The sequence below is a fragment of the Paenibacillus sp. PL91 genome (assembly GCF_012935325.2).
Lineage (GTDB): Bacteria > Bacillota > Bacilli > Paenibacillales > Paenibacillaceae > Pristimantibacillus.
In genome coordinates this window covers 421,482-437,349 of sequence record NZ_JABBYG020000002.1, presented here as the reverse complement: position 1 = coordinate 437,349, position 15,868 = coordinate 421,482, and the positions used below count along the sequence as shown (strand labels likewise).

Sequence of the window (15,868 nt, the reverse complement as noted above, 5' to 3'; positions counted from 1 at the left end):
TCGTTTGACCGTTTATAGAGTGTCATGTTACTATACGATAGTCTGTAAACATTATTGAAATGGGGTAATATCATGAGCGAGCATCAGCATGGAGATGATTGCGGCTGTGGTCAAGATCACGAGCATGAAGAGCATGTCTTTATCGTGACTGACGACGAGGGCCAGGAGCGCGAGATGGTCATGGTTTATACGTTTGAATCCGAAAACAATGTGTACGCTGTATTGCTGGATCGTAACGATCCAGAAGCAGACGGCGTCATTTTCCGTATTGAAGAAGAAAACGATGAGTCCTTCCTTGTTGGCATCGAAGATGATGCTGAGTGGGATCGCGTAACAGCGATCTACGAGGAAATTGCACGTACGGAGAGCGAAGGGAATTAGTTCCGGGTCGCCATCTTACGAACAAGCAAGTAAACACAAAAAATCCGCGAGCGCCGCTTGCGGATTTTTTGTGTATTTGCCTGTTTATTTGCGTGGATTATAATAAATCGTTCGGCCATTGAACATAGTCAGCTCTGCTTGCAGCTGCTTGGCCATATATTTGCACAGCTCATTCGCTTTCGCCTTGTCGCCGTGAGTAGCCTCTTCGGGAAGAACGACCTGCACGCAGGGTACGACTTTGCCTGACACACTCGTAGTTTCACTTGGGCCAAATATAATATGCTTATAAAGAGAATTAATACCTTTCAAATAAAACCAACGGTCATCCTGCTTTGATTCGATCGTGTAAGGGAATGCGGCTTCGGCGTAATCCCAATCTAATTGTGAGCCGGTTAGCTTGGTTTGCTCTTGGTAATGCAGAAGCTGGCTTTGCACTTCCTCTAATGTCAGCTTTTCCACGGATGATCCTTGCACAAATTTTATGTAAGCGCTTTGACTCATCGTATCTCACCTCTGCCAACATCATAGCATGCAGCAAATCGGTTGACAATAAGTGGCATTCCGGAATTGACGCATCGAAAAAAACCGACCTGGGTAAGCATTGTCTATGCTTCACGAGGTCGGTTTAAATAGCTTTATTTATGAGATAGCCGTTTCTTCAACGATTACTTTTACGAACTCGATGCTGCGATCCTCAGGTCCTTTGACCGGCAAGCCGACTTGGACATGATCAACGATATAATCGATATTTTTTTGCGTAATAACCTCGCCCGGCAGCAAAATCGGGATGCCCGGCGGGTATACGTAGATAAATTCCGCAATGATTCGGCCTGCGGACTCCTTGAACGGCAGCACTTCCGTCTGGCCGTAGAAAGCATCGCGCGGCGATAGGGACAGCTGCGGGATATCCGGGATTTTGACAACTAATTCACGCGCTTCAGCACCTTCATGGAACCGCTCTGACAGGCCGCGCAGCGCAATTAATAATTTTGATACGGAGTCAGAGGTATCTCCAGGCGTAACTAAGCAAAGAATGTTATACATGTCGCTCATTTCGATTTCCACATTATAGTTGTCGCGAAGCCAATTTTCCGTCTCGTAACCGGTAATGCCAAGGTGACGGACATGAATGGATACTTTGGTCGGATCGTAATCATAGGTAGCCTCATCGCCGAGAATTTCTTCTCCGAAGCAATATAAGCCTGGAATCTCATTGATTTCCTTACGGGCATACTGGGCCAGCTCGATCGCGCGCTCAGCGATAGCATGTCCGTTCAAAGCAAGATTGCGTCTCGACGTATCAAGCGATGCGAGCAAAATGTAGGATGTCGACGTTGTCGTCAGCATACTAATGACGGTCTGAATGCGGTGCGGGTTGACTCTGCCCTTGCGGACGTTGAGCACCGAGCTTTGCGTCATGGAGCCTCCGAGCTTATGAACGCTCGTCGCAGCCATATCCGCACCAGCCTGCATGGCCGACATCGGCAGCTTCTCATGGAAATGAATGAGCACGCCATGCGCCTCGTCCACAAGGACAGGTATGTCGTAGGTATGAACCAGATCGACAATCTCTTTGAGGTTGGCGCATATGCCGAAGTAGGTCGGGTTGATAACGAGCACGGCTTTGGCATCCGGATGACGCTCCAGTGCTTTGCGGACGGAGCGAGTCGTGATGCCATGGTCGATACCAAGATTGTTGTCACGAGCAGGCGAGATGAATACTGGTCTAGCGCCCGCAAAAATAATGGCAGCCATAATGGATTTGTGCACATTGCGAGGAACGATGATTTTGTCACCGGGTGCGCATACCGTTAAGATCATGGTCATAATCGCGCCGCTAGTTCCTTGTACGGAGAAATAGGTATAGTCCGATCCGAAGGCGTCAGCAGCCAGCTTCTGCGCTTCTTCAATAACGCCTGTAGGCTGATGCAGGTCATCAAGCGGTGCTATATTGATTAAATCGATCGACAACGCGTTATCGCCTATAAATTCGCGAAATTCCGAGTCGCTGCCCAATCCTTTTTTGTGTCCGGGAATATGAAACTGAACGGGATCCTGCTCCGCATGTCGGCGAAGCGCGGTGAAGAGCGGGGTTTTATCGTGATCCATCGCTATCATCCCTGCCTTTCATTAGAGGTAACAAACAAAGTTGAGTATAGCAAATACAGGGGGGAATGCAAGCTACATTTTTTTAATAATTTGTGAGAAAGCTTATTTGTTCTTCAATTGTTCATACATGATGGTTAAAAGGATATGGTAACATAGGTTGGTGGAGGGGTTGCAGCATGAAAGATAAACGAATACTTATTGTAATGGCTATTCTAATGACAACATTTATAGGGTTCGGCATTATCATTCCGGTTATGCCTGAAATTATCCAAGCAGCGGATCCAAGCAAAGCAGAAATACATACGGGACGAATGCTGGCTATTTATTCCGCAGTTTCGTTCATTCTATCACCGTTCTGGGGGAGCTTGTCCGACCGCATCGGCAGACGACCAATTATTTTAGTCGGCGTGCTTGGATTTGCAGCGAGTTTTTTGCTGTTTGGGCTGTCCTCGGGCAATTTGACGCTCATGTATCTATCTCGCGTGCTCGGCGGTTTGTTCTCGGGTGCAGTCGCCTCCGTTATCGTGGCGTATGTTGCTGACATAACGCCGCCGGAGGAACGGACAAAGGGAATGGGGCTCGTCGGCATGTCGATCGGCCTTGGCTTTACGATTGGACCGGGCGTTGGCGGTCTGCTCAGCGTGGTCACGCTTGAAACGCCTTTTTATGCGGCATCGGCCTTGGCGCTTATTACCTTCGTGCTTGCCGCGGCAAAGCTGAAGGAATCGCTTGCGCCAGAGCAGCGGAGGAGCAAGTCGGAGAAGCGGGTATCGCGCCTGGCGGCTTTTACGGGACCGCTTAAATATTTGTACGTACTGGCGTTTTTTGTAACATTCACGCTCGCAGGAATGGAAGCTACGCTGCAGTTTTTTGGGATGAGGCGGTTTGACGTGACTCCGCTGCAGGTCGGCATATTATTTTTTGTATGCGGATTTGTTGGGGCGCTGGTGCAGGGCGGCGTTGTTCGCAGATTAATCAAGAAAGGCGAGGAGCCCAAATATATCGCTTTGGGGCTTGTCATATCAGCCATTGGATTCTTCCTTCTACTCGCCGCACATTCCTTGTGGTGGGCTACGATGTCGCTAGCTGTATTTGGAATCGGAAACTCCTTGATCCGGCCATGCGTTACGTCGCTCATTACACAGAAGACGACTGTCGGTACGGGCGTTGCGTCCGGTCTAAGCTCGTCCATGGATAGCTTAGGCCGCATTGCAGGGCCGCTGCTAGGCTCCTTCTTCTTCACGATTGAAATGGGACTTCCTTATTTGCTTGGCGGCATATTGTGCTTGGCAGCGCTGCTTTTGCTACTTCGTTTCCGCCAACTGGACAAGATCAGCTTCCCGGAAAGCGCAGCAGATACTGCCAAATAAACAAAGAAAGCCGATGGTTCATCACAAGATGAACCATCGGCTTTTTTTCTTATTAGGGAGCAAGGCCTTTCAAAATAAAGGTGATGGTCGCTTCCCGTTCCTTCTCGTCATCCCAGCCGCTGTCTGTGCGGGTACTAGTGAAGGAACGAAAAAGGACATAGCCCATTAGGGAGGAGGCTGTGAGGCGAATGACCGTAAGCGGCGACCAATCCACGATTGCGCCCTGCTGCTGAAACTTCTGTATATTGACGCTGAACTTTTCAAATACCTTCGTCAGGATGAGCTTATGAAACTGCTCCTGAAGGTCGGGATGAAAGGGGATTTCTTGGACAAATATTTTGATAACCTGAATGTGCCGCTCTACAAACGCAATGCGATTCTCGATGATGGCCCGCAGCAATTGATCCATGCTGTCATAACTGCTGTCGAGCACCTTGTAGAAATCGCGGAGCACAAAAGGCGCCACAAGCTTAGCCATAACAGGCGCAACGATTGAGAACAGCAAATCCTTTTTCGTCTTGTAATGGCGGAAAATCGTCCCCTCAGCTACGCCTGCCCGCTGCGCAATTTCACTTGTTGAAGAGGCGGCAAATCCCTTTTGGGCGAAAATTTCTGAGGCGGCCTGCACGATTTTTAATTGTTTATCCGTCATCTTTACTTCTTCGTTATCAAGCTTCAACAGCTCTTGCAGCCATTGTTCTACCGGTTCTTGCATCTAAGACACTCCTTCGCTCATACCCATTCCTTTTATTATATCAGAAGCATAGCGCTGCTACATGCGTCGATGCTTCTTCAGTGCGAGCACGTTCAAGAGAGCAAACAGCAAGGAGAAGCCCACCAACACGTAAACATTCGTTTGAAAATCCCCCCAGCCCTCGCCGCGAATCATAATGCCTTGCATAGCATCAGCGCCATAATAGAGAGGCATGATGAAGCTCAGCTTTTGCAGCCACGGGTTCATGGCATCGAGATTGAACAGTCCCGAGAAAAACGCTTGCGGTACGATGACGATCGGAATGAACTGAATAATTTGAAATTCGCTGCTGGCAAAGGATGTGAGCAAGGTTCCAAGCGTTAATGCCGTTAATGATAACAACAAGTTAATGATCAGCATATAGCCAATGCTTCCAGCCATATACAATCCGAGAACATCGACGGAATACCAGGCGATCAAGGACGCTTGCAGCAGGGTGAAAATGCCGAATCCGGCTAAATAGCCGGCTACGATCTCACTGCGGCGAATCGGCGTGGCAAGCAATCGCTCCAGAGTGCCGCTTGTGCGCTCTCTAAGGAAGGAGACGCCTGCAAGAAGGAAGACGAAGAAGAATGAGAAGAAGCCGATGAGTACCGGTCCGAAGGAATCGAAAGGGGCCATATCGGGACCTCCATGCAAATAAGAAACGGCGGGTGCGGCACTTGCTCCGCCTGTCTGAAGCGCTTTTTGCAGAAGGATCAATACGGAACGGTTAATGGAAGGGTCGCTCCCTTCAAGCGTTAGCTCGGGCGCTCCGGCTTCGTTTAATTGCAGAATGGCATCGAGCTCGCCATTTTCAATTGCCGACTGCGCTTCTTCCGCTGAGCCATAGCTTGTTACGTCGGCATTTAATTGCTCTAATTTTTCCGCTATAGCCGCTGGAGGCTGGGTCATGCCTATTGCAGGGGAAACGGCTTGCCCGTCAAATACGAGCTTCATCAGGCTTAAAATGAGCAGGGGAGCAAGAAATAGCATGGCAAGCGTCCTTTTATCACGAAGGAACTGTTTGATGATACGAATGGCAAGCGCGCGTATTCTCATGCTTCAACTCCTCCTTCGCGGCCAAGCGCGATGAACGCTTCCTCGATGGTATTGCAGCCGGCCTTCTCGATTATCGCACTCGGCGTATCGACGGCAATGAGCTTTCCGCCTCGGATCAAGCCAAGCCGATCGCATTTTTCCGCTTCATCCATCACATGTGTCGTTATGATAATGGTTACTCCTTGCTTGGTAAGTGCAGATAGCTCCTTCCAGATCGATTGGCGCAGGACAGGGTCTATTCCGACCGTAGGTTCGTCCAGCACGAGCAGCATCGGCTCATGCAGAAGAGCGATCGCCAGCGAGAGCCTACGCTTCATGCCGCCAGAATAGGCTGCGGTTTGCTTGTTCAGATGATCCGTTAACGCGACTAGCTTGGATACGGACTGAATCCGCGATTCCAGCGCCGTTCCTTTTAATCCGAACATCGCGCCAAAAAAAGCTAAATTTTGCTTGCCCGTCAGTTCGTTGTAGAGCGCATCCGATTGCGCCATATAACCGAACGCTTGCAGCATTTTCAGCTGCGGCATCGGCTCTCCAAGCATGCGGACCGTTCCTGCATCGGCATGGTCAATACCGGTCATCAGCTTGATGAGTGTCGTTTTGCCCGAGCCGGAGGGACCCAGCAATCCAAATAGCTCGCCACGTGGAATGGAAAGGGTTATGTCTTCAAGCACGGCGCGGCCGCCAAACGAACGGGCAATTCCTTGTACTTCTACCGCAGCTGAAGCGTCATCAGAGGGTTCTTTTTGGCTCGATAGCAACATTGTTCACACTCCTTAAACTATAAATGAGTAAGCACTCACTTTATTATACGCAGAACCTTGCTGTTCGAGAAGTGAGTACTTACTCATTTTTTTGCTAAGCTGGCAATCGGTCTACAGTCGTAGAAGATTTACGACTAAGGGCGAGAATCAATTCCCTCCTCTGGACGTTTTTGCTACCTATACCTTCCCACTATGATTAGTGAAGACAAAACAAAAGAAAACCGTAAAGGGAAAAGGAGTCAGAACTAATGAGTAAATTAACAGAATGGTCATTCCGAAATAAGGCGGCCATGATTCTGATCGTCATTATGGCGTTAGCAATGGGGGTAATCAGCTATTTTAGGCTGCCGATGGAATTTCTGCCAGCAGCTGACAATCCACAGGTTATGATTACCGCAATTGGGCCGGGAAGTGACGCGAAGTCGATGGAGCAGATGGTCACGAACCCTCTTGAAGAGGCTGTATCGTTCGTGAAAGGGAAGTCTAGCATGTTCTCGACTTCAGGCGACGGATACGCTCAGGTTAATATGAATTTTGATTCAAAAACGAATATGAAGGAAGCTAAGGCTGAAATCGAGCGGGTGGTAGATCAGGTGCAGCTGCCTTCAAATGTGATGAAGCCGTTCGTCGTTCAATTCAATACATCAATGATTCCTATCGCTTGGGTAACTTTAACCTTTGACGAGGGGATGAGCGAACAAGAAAAGGATGCGAAGCTTAAAGCGGTTACGGCGGAGCTTCAGAAGTCTGAAGGTGCGGGCCAGGTCAGCATTAGCGGCAAATCGTCGCCGTCCGTGCATGTTGTGCCGCTGAGTGATAAGCTTGCTGACGCGGGTATTCCGGTACAAGCGCTAATGGGTGTTCTGCAGGGAAGAGGGGCATCGGTCTCAATCGGTGAACGCACCTTAGACGGAGCAGCCAGCAATCTTAACGTTTATGATCAGGTGACGGATGTGGAAACGCTGCGAAAGCTCCCTGTCGCTGCTGGCGTAACGCTTGGTGATGTGGCTACAGTCGAGCTTGCTAAGGATCAAGAGAGCATTAGCCGCATGAACGGCAAGGATGCTGTCATGTTCACGATCTCTAAGTCTGCGGATGCGAATGCGGTAACGGTCGGCAAAGGAATCGAGCAAACCGTTGAACGTCTAAACGATGAGAACAAAGGAATCGATGCTTCTATTATTTTAAGCACGTCCGATTCGGTTGTCTCTTCTGTTAACAGCATGATGCGTGAAGTATTGCTTGGCGCTTTGTTCGCTACGATCGTCATTTTATTGTTCATGCGCAATTTTAAAGCGACGATCGTGACGATCGTCTCGATTCCGCTTTCGCTTGGCATTACGCTATATTTGCTGCAGCTCTCAGGCGTATCGCTTAACATCATTACGCTTGGCGGAGTAGCGGTTGCGGTTGGTCGCCTTGTTGACGATAGTATTGTCGTGATAGAGAACATTTATAGAAGGCTGCAAAAGGAATCCTTCTCCGTCAAGCTTATAACGGATGCCACGAAGGAAGTAGCTTCCGCTATTACATCTTCTACGCTCGTAACGGTTGCGGTATTTTTACCGATGGGTCTTCTGCGCGGCTCGCTGCAAGCCTTTTTGCTGCCTTTCGCGCTTACGGTTGCCTATTCGCTGTTAGCCTCTCTCTTGGTAGCGCTGACCGTCGTACCGCTTCTAAGCGCACTCTTGCTGCGCAATACGAAGGAGAAGGAGCATGCCGGCTCGCCTAAATTCGCTGCATTCATCCGCTGGAATCTTGCACATAAATTAGTGCCGTTAATTATCGCGGTATTGCTGTTTGCCGGCTCTATTAGTGCTTACATGTTTATGCCTAAAGGGGCGCTCGACTCCTCCAGCGCCGAGAATGTTAACGTAACGCTGGAATATCCGAGCGAAACGCCTGCGGATCAAGTGGTCGAAGCTGGGAAGAGGTTTGAAGCCTCTTTGACAAGCAATAAAGATATCGAGTGGGTTATGATGATGCTTGGCAATAGCGCCGACGCAGCCAAATACGGCTCTGTATCGTCGCCAACGCTCATTACGTATATGATTGATCTGAAGGATGGCGTCGACGCTGAGCTGTTAATGGAGAGCATCAGGTCGCAGAAGGATAGCTATAAAGAAGCAACCTTAACGGTTAATGCATCGGACTTAATAATGGGCGGCGGGTCGCCGAAAATCAATATCGACGTGACTGGCGACGATACAGAGCAGCTCGCTCAAACTGCAGAAAAGCTTATCGCAGCCATTAAGCCGATAGATGGAGTGCAAAAGGTAGAAAGCAATCAGGAGGAGAAGAAATCGGTTTACTCCTTTAAAGTCGATCCTACTCTTGCGAAAGGCCAAGAGGTGGCGATGCAGCTGCAAAGCATGCTTAATCCGGTGCCTATTGGCAAAATTCGGATAGAGGGAAGCGACACGCCGGTTATTTTACAGCCAGTCTTGAATCCCGATTCGCAAGCTGAGCTTGAGCAGCTTACCGTGATGACGGAGACAGGCGCTGTGCCTATTTCGAAGGTGGCGGAATTGGTACGCTCCGAGGAGCCTGCCCTTTACTACCATAAAGAAGGAAAAACTTATATCCGAGTTACTGCTAATGCAGAGCCTAAAGAGCTTTCGGTTGTTGGCGATAAAATCGATAAAGCAGCGGCGGAAATAAAGCTGCCGGAAGGCGTAGCGCTTTCGGTGGGCGGAGCTTCTGCCGATCAGTCGAGTGATTTTGCAGACCTTGGCTTAACGGCGCTTATATCCATCGGTATCGTATATCTCATTATGGTGCTGACCTTCAAAACGCTTCGAGCACCGCTTGCGATTATGATTTCGCTGCCGCTCGCAGCCATCGGTGCCGTAACGGGCTTGCTCGTATCGGGCGTAACGCCGGATTTCACGGCGATGTTCGGAGCGCTGATGCTGATTGGAATCGTCGTCACGAATGCGATCGTATTGATTGATCGCGTGAAGCAAAACGAGCAGACGATGTCGATTCGCGAATCGCTAATCGAAGCGGCTGCGACGCGGATGCGTCCGATCATCATGACGGCGGTAGCGACGGTGTCCGCGATGCTGCCACTCGTGTTCGGTTCACATGAATCGGGAAGCATCGTATCCCAAAGCTTAGCTATCGTCGTAATCGGGGGCTTGATCGCAGCAACGCTGCTTACACTGATCATCGTTCCTTGCGTGTATGAGCTGCTATTCTTCCGTACCTCGCGCAAACAACGGCGCGCTGGCGCAGCAACTGCGCAAGCGGAAGCCGCAGCCGCAGTCGCGCAGCAGGCTTAAATAGAAAAGGCTGTACCTCAGAGGTCGAAATCGACCTCAGGTACAGCCTTTATTTTTATAAGTTCGCCATGCGGTACAGCGGCATTAACGTCTCGTAGGTGGAGGAAACGAGCGCCAGCAGCGCATCGCCGTCGCGAAGGATCGGATCATCTGCCTGCACATGGAGACCAATCAGCAGCTCAGCCTTCTTCACGTCACGGAAGCGAACGAGCGCGTCGCTCCAATCCTGCCTTGACATTTCGCTGACCGCTATTGACTCCTTCTGCATGTGATCGAGCGAGAGCACATAATGTGCTGGAACGGCTGCGATTACGTCGTCGATTTGGTTCGAGAAGGCCGTCGCAATATTGGATTTGTTCGGAACCTCATAGATAAGCGCAAGCCATATAAATAAGTGGTCATCAAACAAGCCAAGCTGAAAATGCGGATGTGCTTTGTAGCCGCGTTTGTTGCTGCAAATCGCGAGCCACGTATCCTTCGGCGGGTTTACTTTGCGGCGGGCATGCCTAGCAATATGCAGGTACATTTCATTGCCGGCGTGAACGGCTGTATCAACCGTCAGCTGCTCCCCAAGCGCACGGAATTTAGGTTGAATCCGATTTTGAATAGCTGACATTCGTTCTTCGAGACCCTCGATTCCAAATACATCAAAATCGGCTTGTGTGAAGCCAGCTAGAGAAGTAGTAGCAGTCTGTGTTGTCATCGTTATAGTCTCCTTCGGTTAACAAGAATCATTGGTGCAATAATTTTAAATAAAAGATTGCGATTTGTGTTCGGTCGCGCAGCTCAAGCTTGTTTAATATTTCTGTTATATAATTTTTGATCGTGCCCTCGCTTAAAAACAAGGAGGCGGCAATTTCTTTGTTTGATTGGCCATCCGCAATGAGGCGGACGATTTGGCCTTCTGCTGGCGTGAGGCCGCTGATCGTCACCGGTTTGCTTGTATCGGCACGAGACGTCTCGAGCATGCCTGCCAGCTTGCGGGCAATTTCGGGGTGAATGAGCACAGAGCCCTCATGCACCGTCTTGATGCCGCTGATAATTCGGCTTGGAGGTACATTTTTGAGCAGATAGCCGTTTGCTCCGTTGCGAATCGCTTGCGCGATATATTCATCATCGTCAAAGGTCGTCAGGATGAGTACAGCAGGGGGACTCTCAAGCGCGCGCAGCAGCTTCGTACCCTCAACGCCGTCACAGATTGGCATCCGAATGTCCATGAGGACAACATCGACGGGATGCTGGCGGACAAACTCTGCTGCTTCCTGTCCGTTTGCGCATACGCCGGCAACCTGCAATTCCTGATCCAGATCCAAAATAACATTCATGCTCTCCCGAATAAAAGGATCATCATCCACTATTAGCACTTGAATCATAAGCTCGAACATCTCCATTTCTAAGCGAGCAGTATCTTCATTAACGTTATCCGCCAAGGAGCGGAAGCGTCGTCGTAACCGAGAATCGATCTGCGTTCTGCCACTCCAGCAAGCCCCCGATAAGCGCTATCCGCTCTCTCATGCCTTTCATGCCAAGTCCGGCTTCGATCGGCCCGCTTGGCAGGCTGCCATTGTTCGCTATAGTAAGCGCGACGCTAGTTTCCAAGAAATGGAGATCAACGTTAACGGAAGTGGCTTTACCATGTCGAACTGCATTTGTGATCGCTTCTTGGGCATTTTTGAACAAAATAAGCTCCATGCTCGGATAAAGCGGCCTTGGGTTCCCGGTTACTCGGAAGCTGACGGCTATTCCCAAAGCTTCTGCCGATTCTTCTACGAGACGATCCAGCGCATAACGTCTGGCATCCTTCTCTCCGTCTGCTGCGAGCCTCCGCACCGTGCGGCGCATGAGCTCCATGCTGTCTTGAAGCTGGTCGCGAATTTGCGTGAGAGTGCCTTTGGCTCGGCTTGCATCCGCATCAAACAAATGCAGAGCGGCTTCAGACATCATTTTGACCCGAATAAGCCGGTGACCAAGATCGTCATGAATATCTTTAGCGATACGATTGCGCTCTTCGATCTGGGCATTATGCTCCACCTGAGAGGCATAATCCTGCATTCTGCGCCTAGCGGCGTCAAGCTCCGCATGGCTGGCGGCCAATGCCTCATATAAGTCTTCGATTTGATGTCGCTTCTCCTCAAACTCATTTGACGCATAGAGAATGGCTGCCGTCGTGATCCAAAGCACAGCTACCGCAAAAATGATCTCATTATCTCTGCCATGCAAGCTTGATAATAATGACGCTAACCCGATTGCAGCCCACAAAAGGCACATCATGGGAGCAGGCCTGCTCCGGAATATTGCAATAAGGGTGGAGAAGAGCAATAGAAACAACACTCCGCCGTAGGTGTAGGAAAACCAAGCAAAGCCGAATAACTCCGCCAGCAGCAACAATTGGGCGGCTTTAGGATACGAGGAGGCGCCTTTAATCAGGAGTAGGGCTAGCAGCACAAAGGTCGTATATAAGGCATACGAGCCTGCATCTATGTTAACGATGCTAATAATAGGAGGGACCGCTACGAGCAAAATCCGAATCCGGTATAGCCATATATTCATGTCGAAAAGCTCCCGCAGCTGAATTTGCTTCATTATAGCATAATGTTGCATGGACGAACGATAACGAAAGCAGCATTTCATCCAACTTTCATCCCTCATTCCAAGCATTAAGCACGAGATGACTTTTGTCACCTTCAGAAGGTGACTTAATAGACCTGTATCGGCCGTGGCCTTCGCGTATGATTGGTTTATCAGAAACAAACCGAGAGGATGAGCAAAACATGAGTCTAGTCGCATTTCGCGAGGTCGTCAAAAAATACGATACGACATTAACGGTAAACCATCTTACATTCAATATCGGAGAAGGTGAGATTTTTGGCTTGCTTGGTCCAAACGGCGCGGGCAAGAGCACGTCCATTCATATGCTGTCAGGCCTGCTGGAACCAAGCGGCGGCGACATTTTGGTAGATGGCTTCTCGATCCGGAAGCAGCCGCTAGAGGTGAAGAAGCGGATCGGATTAGTGCCGCAGGAGCTTGCCATTTATGATACGTTGACGGCGAGAGAGAATGTTACTTTTTTTGCAAAATTGTATGGCTTAAGAGGGTCGCTTCTGCGCGATCGTGTTGATGAAGCGCTGCAATTCGTAGGGTTGCTTGATCGTGCCAAGGATAAGCCTTCTACGTTCTCGGGCGGTATGAAGAGACGCCTCAATATCGCCTGCGCCATTATGCACCGGCCGAAGCTTATTATTATGGATGAGCCGACTGTAGGCATTGACCCGCAGTCGAGGAATCACATTTTGGAATCGGTAAGAGCACTGAATAAGCTGGGCTCAACCGTCATTTATACGAGTCATTATATGGAAGAGGTGGAGTCGATTTGCTCGAGAATCGGCATTCTTGACCAAGGCAAGCTTATCGCATGCGGCACGAAGGATGAGCTTAAGCGTCAAGTAGGCCAAGAAGAAAAGCTCATTTTTGAGATCGATCGGAAATCGAGCACTGCGCTGACGGAAATGGTCGATCATCCTGGCGTCCAGCAGCTCGATGAGCGCGACGATGGCATGACGCTCGAAGTGTCGGTGAAGGAATCGCCTTCCATTTTGCAGGATTTGTTGTTTATTATCCAGAAGCACGGAATCAATCTTCGCAAGCTGACAAGGGTAGAGCCGAATCTCGAATCGCTCTTTCTGCAAATGACCGGGCGCACATTGCGTGACGAATAGGAGGTGCTAACGATGCGAGCATGGTGGACGACAGCTTATTATGAGCTGATCAAATATAGTCGGATGCGTTCCGTCCTTATCCTATTAATTGGATTGCCGTTATTGCTGATCTTGCTGCTTGGAAGCGCCTTTGATACGGATATCAAGCCAGCGAAGGTCGCGCTGTTCAATGCGGACCAGGGAGAAATGAAAGCAAGCATGGACTCGTTCTGGAATGATGAGGAGATTTCTCCTTACATTAAGGTTCTTGAAGCGGGATCGGAGAAAGAGGTTCAGGACTTTGTGCGGGAAGGGATTGCCGACTATGGCGTGTTCATTCCGGCAAATTATTCTGAGCAGCTGATGGCTGGTGAAACCGTTAAATGGTTGACTTACTCAGGACGCTATGTAGAGAAAAATATAGCAGCGGATTCGGTCGTTAATCGTTACTTGGCAAATGTGAATTTGCGCTTAGCGGCAATAGAGACGCTAGGCTCGGAGCGTGCAGCAGCAATCGGCAGCGGCGTGGACAGCCAATCGGAGACAAGCGGAAATCTGATTGCAACCTACAATCTAGGAGCGGGAGACAGCCAAATATTTGGCGAGACGTCTGCGATCCAGTATTATTCTGCAGCTTACTTAATTATGTTCCTGCTGTACAGCGGCATGACGGCAGCTATCGCCCTGCTGAACCAGCGGGAGAGCGGAACGCTGCAGCGTTTGTACGCGATACCGGGCTCGTTTAGAGTGATGGTGTTTGGCATCATCGTTGGAGCGGTCATGCTTGGCGCGCTTCAAGCGGTCATTATCATTGCGTTCACCGCCAATGTATATGGTGTGGAGTGGGGCAGCCATTTTGGCTCCATTACATTGATTTGCTTGCTAACGACTGTCGCAGGAACCGGTCTTGCGCTTACGATAGCTTCGTTTGCCCGTACTAGAAAAACGACGCAAACCATGTTTTCCATCGTTGCTTTCAGCATGACCTTTCTCAGCGGCGGCATGATGACCGGCATCGAGAAAATGGTAGGAGGAGCCAATAAATTAACGATTAATCATTGGGCAAACGTTAGTCTGCGAGCTCTTATGACCGATACGGATACAACGGCCATTTGGAACGATATTGGAATACTTGGCGCTATCGCACTTGTGCTTTCTATAATCGCAGTCATCAGACTGCCAAAGGTGGTGAAGATGCATGCCTAGCTTGCATATCGCAGCACATCTATTACGCAGGACAATGGGATCGCGCCGAGGGTTGATTATGAATGTGATGATTCCTGCTATCATACTCTCGATCATGGCAGGATTGTTCGCAAGCTTGGAAGGAGATAAAGCGATTATTGCCGTTAGCAATAAGGACGCTGGCCTATTAGGGGGCTATCTCACTTCCTCAGTCGACCAGGAGAGCATTTACGAGATTCATTTGGAGCCAAAGCTTACAGAGCAGGAGCTGAAGGATTTGGTCGTGAACGGAAAAGCAGATGCGGCTATCTATATCCCTACGGATTATTCAGCCAAGCTGCTTGAAGGCGGCCAACCGGAGCCGATTTTGTACCGAATGAATGAGCAATTGTGGAATGCTTCGCTTGCAGCTCTGCTGGTGACGGAAGCGAGTAAGCTTTCGTCCTCTGCAAGTCTTGTGCAGGGCGATGGCGGAGCGGATTTAACGAAGCTGACCGCGCTGCTAGAAGCGCAGGAAGCGCCGAAGGCTGGAGTGGAAAATGTGAGCATGAAGCTGGGCAAGATCGTTTCCAATCCGATGATGATCGGTCTTATCCTTATGTTCGTCATGCTGCTCGTCAGTCAATCGATCGGCTTCGTCATGGAGGATAGGGAGCAGCGAACGATGGCTAGAATGTTTACCGCTCCGCTCCGCGCTTTTGATATTGCCTTCGGCAATTTTATGGGGAGCATGCTTGTAGGAACCATCCAGCTAGTCGTTGTACTCAGCTTATTGTATTTCGTATTCGGGTATTCGCCAGGCATCTCGTTTGGTGCAATGCTGCTTGTTCTTGAGTTTTTCTTGCTGGCGGCCGTTGGCCTGGCATCGGCGGTAGCCGGCCTTGTGCGCAACAGCACGCAATTGTCTCAAATCAACAATCTCATTATTACGCCAACCTGCATGGTCAGCGGATGCTTTTTCCCGCTTTCCATCCTGCCTGATTTTATGCAGAAGCTCGCTAATTTCACGCCGCAAAAATGGGCTATCCAAGCGGTTGACCGTCTCGGCGGCGGAGGCAGCATCAGCGATATCAGCTTGCAGCTTCTTATCCTGCTGCTATTCGCAGCCGTCATGATCGCGTTCGGATCGGCCGTGTTAAGACCGAATCGTGCAAGCAAATCATAAGCTGTGTTCGTTGAGCAAAATTACGCTTGACTTCGTTACCTTTATAATGTAAATTTTATCAAAAGTTAACGACATCATAACAGCGTCGACCAAGGCTATGTTGATCAGCCGCCGTTTATG

Annotated in this window: 14 protein-coding genes; 6 read left to right on the top strand and 8 right to left on the bottom strand. The window is 49.7% G+C overall.

Features of this window, described 5'->3' with window-relative positions; all coding sequences use genetic code 11:
• The first annotated feature begins 72 nt into the window (after positions 1-72).
• Positions 73-381: a DUF1292 domain-containing protein gene (locus HI950_RS07330; protein WP_169083213.1), complete on the top strand. Its 309-nt coding sequence runs from the start codon at positions 73-75 to the stop codon at positions 379-381.
• Positions 382-465: 84 nt separating this feature from the next.
• On the opposite strand, the gene HI950_RS07325 is transcribed toward HI950_RS07330, so the two are convergent.
• Positions 466-882 (bottom strand): DUF1885 family protein, encoded by a 417-nt coding sequence (locus tag HI950_RS07325; RefSeq protein WP_169083212.1) that lies wholly within the window; start codon positions 880-882, stop codon positions 466-468.
• 138 nt (positions 883-1,020) lie between these two features.
• The gene (locus HI950_RS07320) at positions 1,021-2,490 is read right to left on the bottom strand and encodes an aminotransferase class I/II-fold pyridoxal phosphate-dependent enzyme (protein ID WP_169083211.1); all 1,470 of its coding nucleotides are present in this window, start codon (positions 2,488-2,490) and stop codon (positions 1,021-1,023) included.
• A gap of 176 nt (positions 2,491-2,666) precedes the next feature.
• Here HI950_RS07320 and HI950_RS07315 point away from each other — a divergent pair, with 176 nt between their 5' ends.
• On the top strand, positions 2,667-3,860 hold the full coding sequence (locus HI950_RS07315) for an MFS transporter (protein ID WP_169083210.1): 1,194 nt from the start codon (positions 2,667-2,669) through the stop codon (positions 3,858-3,860).
• 52 nt (positions 3,861-3,912) lie between these two features.
• On the opposite strand, the gene HI950_RS07310 is transcribed toward HI950_RS07315, so the two are convergent.
• From HI950_RS07310 to HI950_RS07300, 3 genes are read right to left on the bottom strand one after another with little or no spacing between them, the layout of a single operon-like run.
• Positions 3,913-4,575: a TetR/AcrR family transcriptional regulator gene (locus HI950_RS07310; protein ID WP_169083209.1), complete on the bottom strand. Its 663-nt coding sequence runs from the start codon at positions 4,573-4,575 to the stop codon at positions 3,913-3,915.
• Between the two features lie 57 nt (positions 4,576-4,632).
• The gene (locus HI950_RS07305) at positions 4,633-5,655 is read right to left on the bottom strand and encodes an ABC transporter permease (protein WP_169083208.1); all 1,023 of its coding nucleotides are present in this window, start codon (positions 5,653-5,655) and stop codon (positions 4,633-4,635) included.
• Positions 5,652-6,419, bottom strand: coding sequence for an ABC transporter ATP-binding protein (locus HI950_RS07300; RefSeq protein WP_169083207.1), 768 nt, complete (start codon positions 6,417-6,419; stop codon positions 5,652-5,654). The genes HI950_RS07305 and HI950_RS07300 overlap by 4 nt, the downstream gene beginning before the upstream one ends.
• Before the next feature lie 248 nt (positions 6,420-6,667).
• Here HI950_RS07300 and HI950_RS07295 point away from each other — a divergent pair, with 248 nt between their 5' ends.
• Positions 6,668-9,703, top strand: a complete 3,036-nt coding sequence (locus HI950_RS07295; protein ID WP_169083206.1) for an efflux RND transporter permease subunit — start codon at positions 6,668-6,670, stop codon at positions 9,701-9,703.
• A gap of 55 nt (positions 9,704-9,758) precedes the next feature.
• Here HI950_RS07295 and HI950_RS07290 read toward each other — a convergent pair whose 3' ends face one another.
• Genes HI950_RS07290 through HI950_RS07280 form a run of 3 tightly spaced genes read right to left on the bottom strand, consistent with a single transcriptional unit; the run spans position 9,759 to position 12,253 of the window.
• Positions 9,759-10,406, bottom strand: coding sequence for a DUF1054 domain-containing protein (locus HI950_RS07290; protein WP_169083205.1), 648 nt, complete (start codon positions 10,404-10,406; stop codon positions 9,759-9,761).
• A 28-nt stretch (positions 10,407-10,434) separates the two neighbouring features.
• The gene (locus tag HI950_RS07285) at positions 10,435-11,076 is read right to left on the bottom strand and encodes a response regulator (RefSeq protein ID WP_169083204.1); all 642 of its coding nucleotides are present in this window, start codon (positions 11,074-11,076) and stop codon (positions 10,435-10,437) included.
• A gap of 46 nt (positions 11,077-11,122) precedes the next feature.
• On the bottom strand, positions 11,123-12,253 hold the full coding sequence (locus HI950_RS07280; RefSeq protein ID WP_169083203.1) for a sensor histidine kinase: 1,131 nt from the start codon (positions 12,251-12,253) through the stop codon (positions 11,123-11,125).
• Between the two features lie 221 nt (positions 12,254-12,474).
• On the opposite strand from HI950_RS07280, the gene HI950_RS07275 reads away from it, so the two are divergent.
• Genes HI950_RS07275 through HI950_RS07265 form a run of 3 tightly spaced genes read left to right on the top strand, consistent with a single transcriptional unit; the run spans position 12,475 to position 15,748 of the window.
• On the top strand, positions 12,475-13,419 hold the full coding sequence (locus HI950_RS07275; protein ID WP_169083202.1) for an ABC transporter ATP-binding protein: 945 nt from the start codon (positions 12,475-12,477) through the stop codon (positions 13,417-13,419).
• Positions 13,420-13,431: 12 nt separating this feature from the next.
• On the top strand, positions 13,432-14,604 hold the full coding sequence (locus tag HI950_RS07270; protein ID WP_169083201.1) for an ABC transporter permease: 1,173 nt from the start codon (positions 13,432-13,434) through the stop codon (positions 14,602-14,604).
• On the top strand, positions 14,597-15,748 hold the full coding sequence (locus HI950_RS07265) for an ABC transporter permease (protein WP_169083200.1): 1,152 nt from the start codon (positions 14,597-14,599) through the stop codon (positions 15,746-15,748). The genes HI950_RS07270 and HI950_RS07265 overlap by 8 nt, the downstream gene beginning before the upstream one ends.
• Positions 15,749-15,868: the final 120 nt, after the last annotated feature.

Coding starts and splice junctions, on each gene's coding strand:
- HI950_RS07330 (WP_169083213.1), top strand. CDS start 73: ATGAGCGAGCATCAGCATGGAGATGATTGCGGCTGTGGTCAAGATCAC.
- HI950_RS07325 (WP_169083212.1), bottom strand. CDS start 882: ATGAGTCAAAGCGCTTACATAAAATTTGTGCAAGGATCATCCGTGGAA.
- HI950_RS07320 (WP_169083211.1), bottom strand. CDS start 2,490: ATGGATCACGATAAAACCCCGCTCTTCACCGCGCTTCGCCGACATGCG.
- HI950_RS07315 (WP_169083210.1), top strand. CDS start 2,667: ATGAAAGATAAACGAATACTTATTGTAATGGCTATTCTAATGACAACA.
- HI950_RS07310 (WP_169083209.1), bottom strand. CDS start 4,575: ATGCAAGAACCGGTAGAACAATGGCTGCAAGAGCTGTTGAAGCTTGAT.
- HI950_RS07305 (WP_169083208.1), bottom strand. CDS start 5,655: ATGAGAATACGCGCGCTTGCCATTCGTATCATCAAACAGTTCCTTCGT.
- HI950_RS07300 (WP_169083207.1), bottom strand. CDS start 6,419: ATGTTGCTATCGAGCCAAAAAGAACCCTCTGATGACGCTTCAGCTGCG.
- HI950_RS07295 (WP_169083206.1), top strand. CDS start 6,668: ATGAGTAAATTAACAGAATGGTCATTCCGAAATAAGGCGGCCATGATT.
- HI950_RS07290 (WP_169083205.1), bottom strand. CDS start 10,406: ATGACAACACAGACTGCTACTACTTCTCTAGCTGGCTTCACACAAGCC.
- HI950_RS07285 (WP_169083204.1), bottom strand. CDS start 11,076: ATGATTCAAGTGCTAATAGTGGATGATGATCCTTTTATTCGGGAGAGC.
- HI950_RS07280 (WP_169083203.1), bottom strand. CDS start 12,253: ATGAATATATGGCTATACCGGATTCGGATTTTGCTCGTAGCGGTCCCT.
- HI950_RS07275 (WP_169083202.1), top strand. CDS start 12,475: ATGAGTCTAGTCGCATTTCGCGAGGTCGTCAAAAAATACGATACGACA.
- HI950_RS07270 (WP_169083201.1), top strand. CDS start 13,432: ATGCGAGCATGGTGGACGACAGCTTATTATGAGCTGATCAAATATAGT.
- HI950_RS07265 (WP_169083200.1), top strand. CDS start 14,597: ATGCCTAGCTTGCATATCGCAGCACATCTATTACGCAGGACAATGGGA.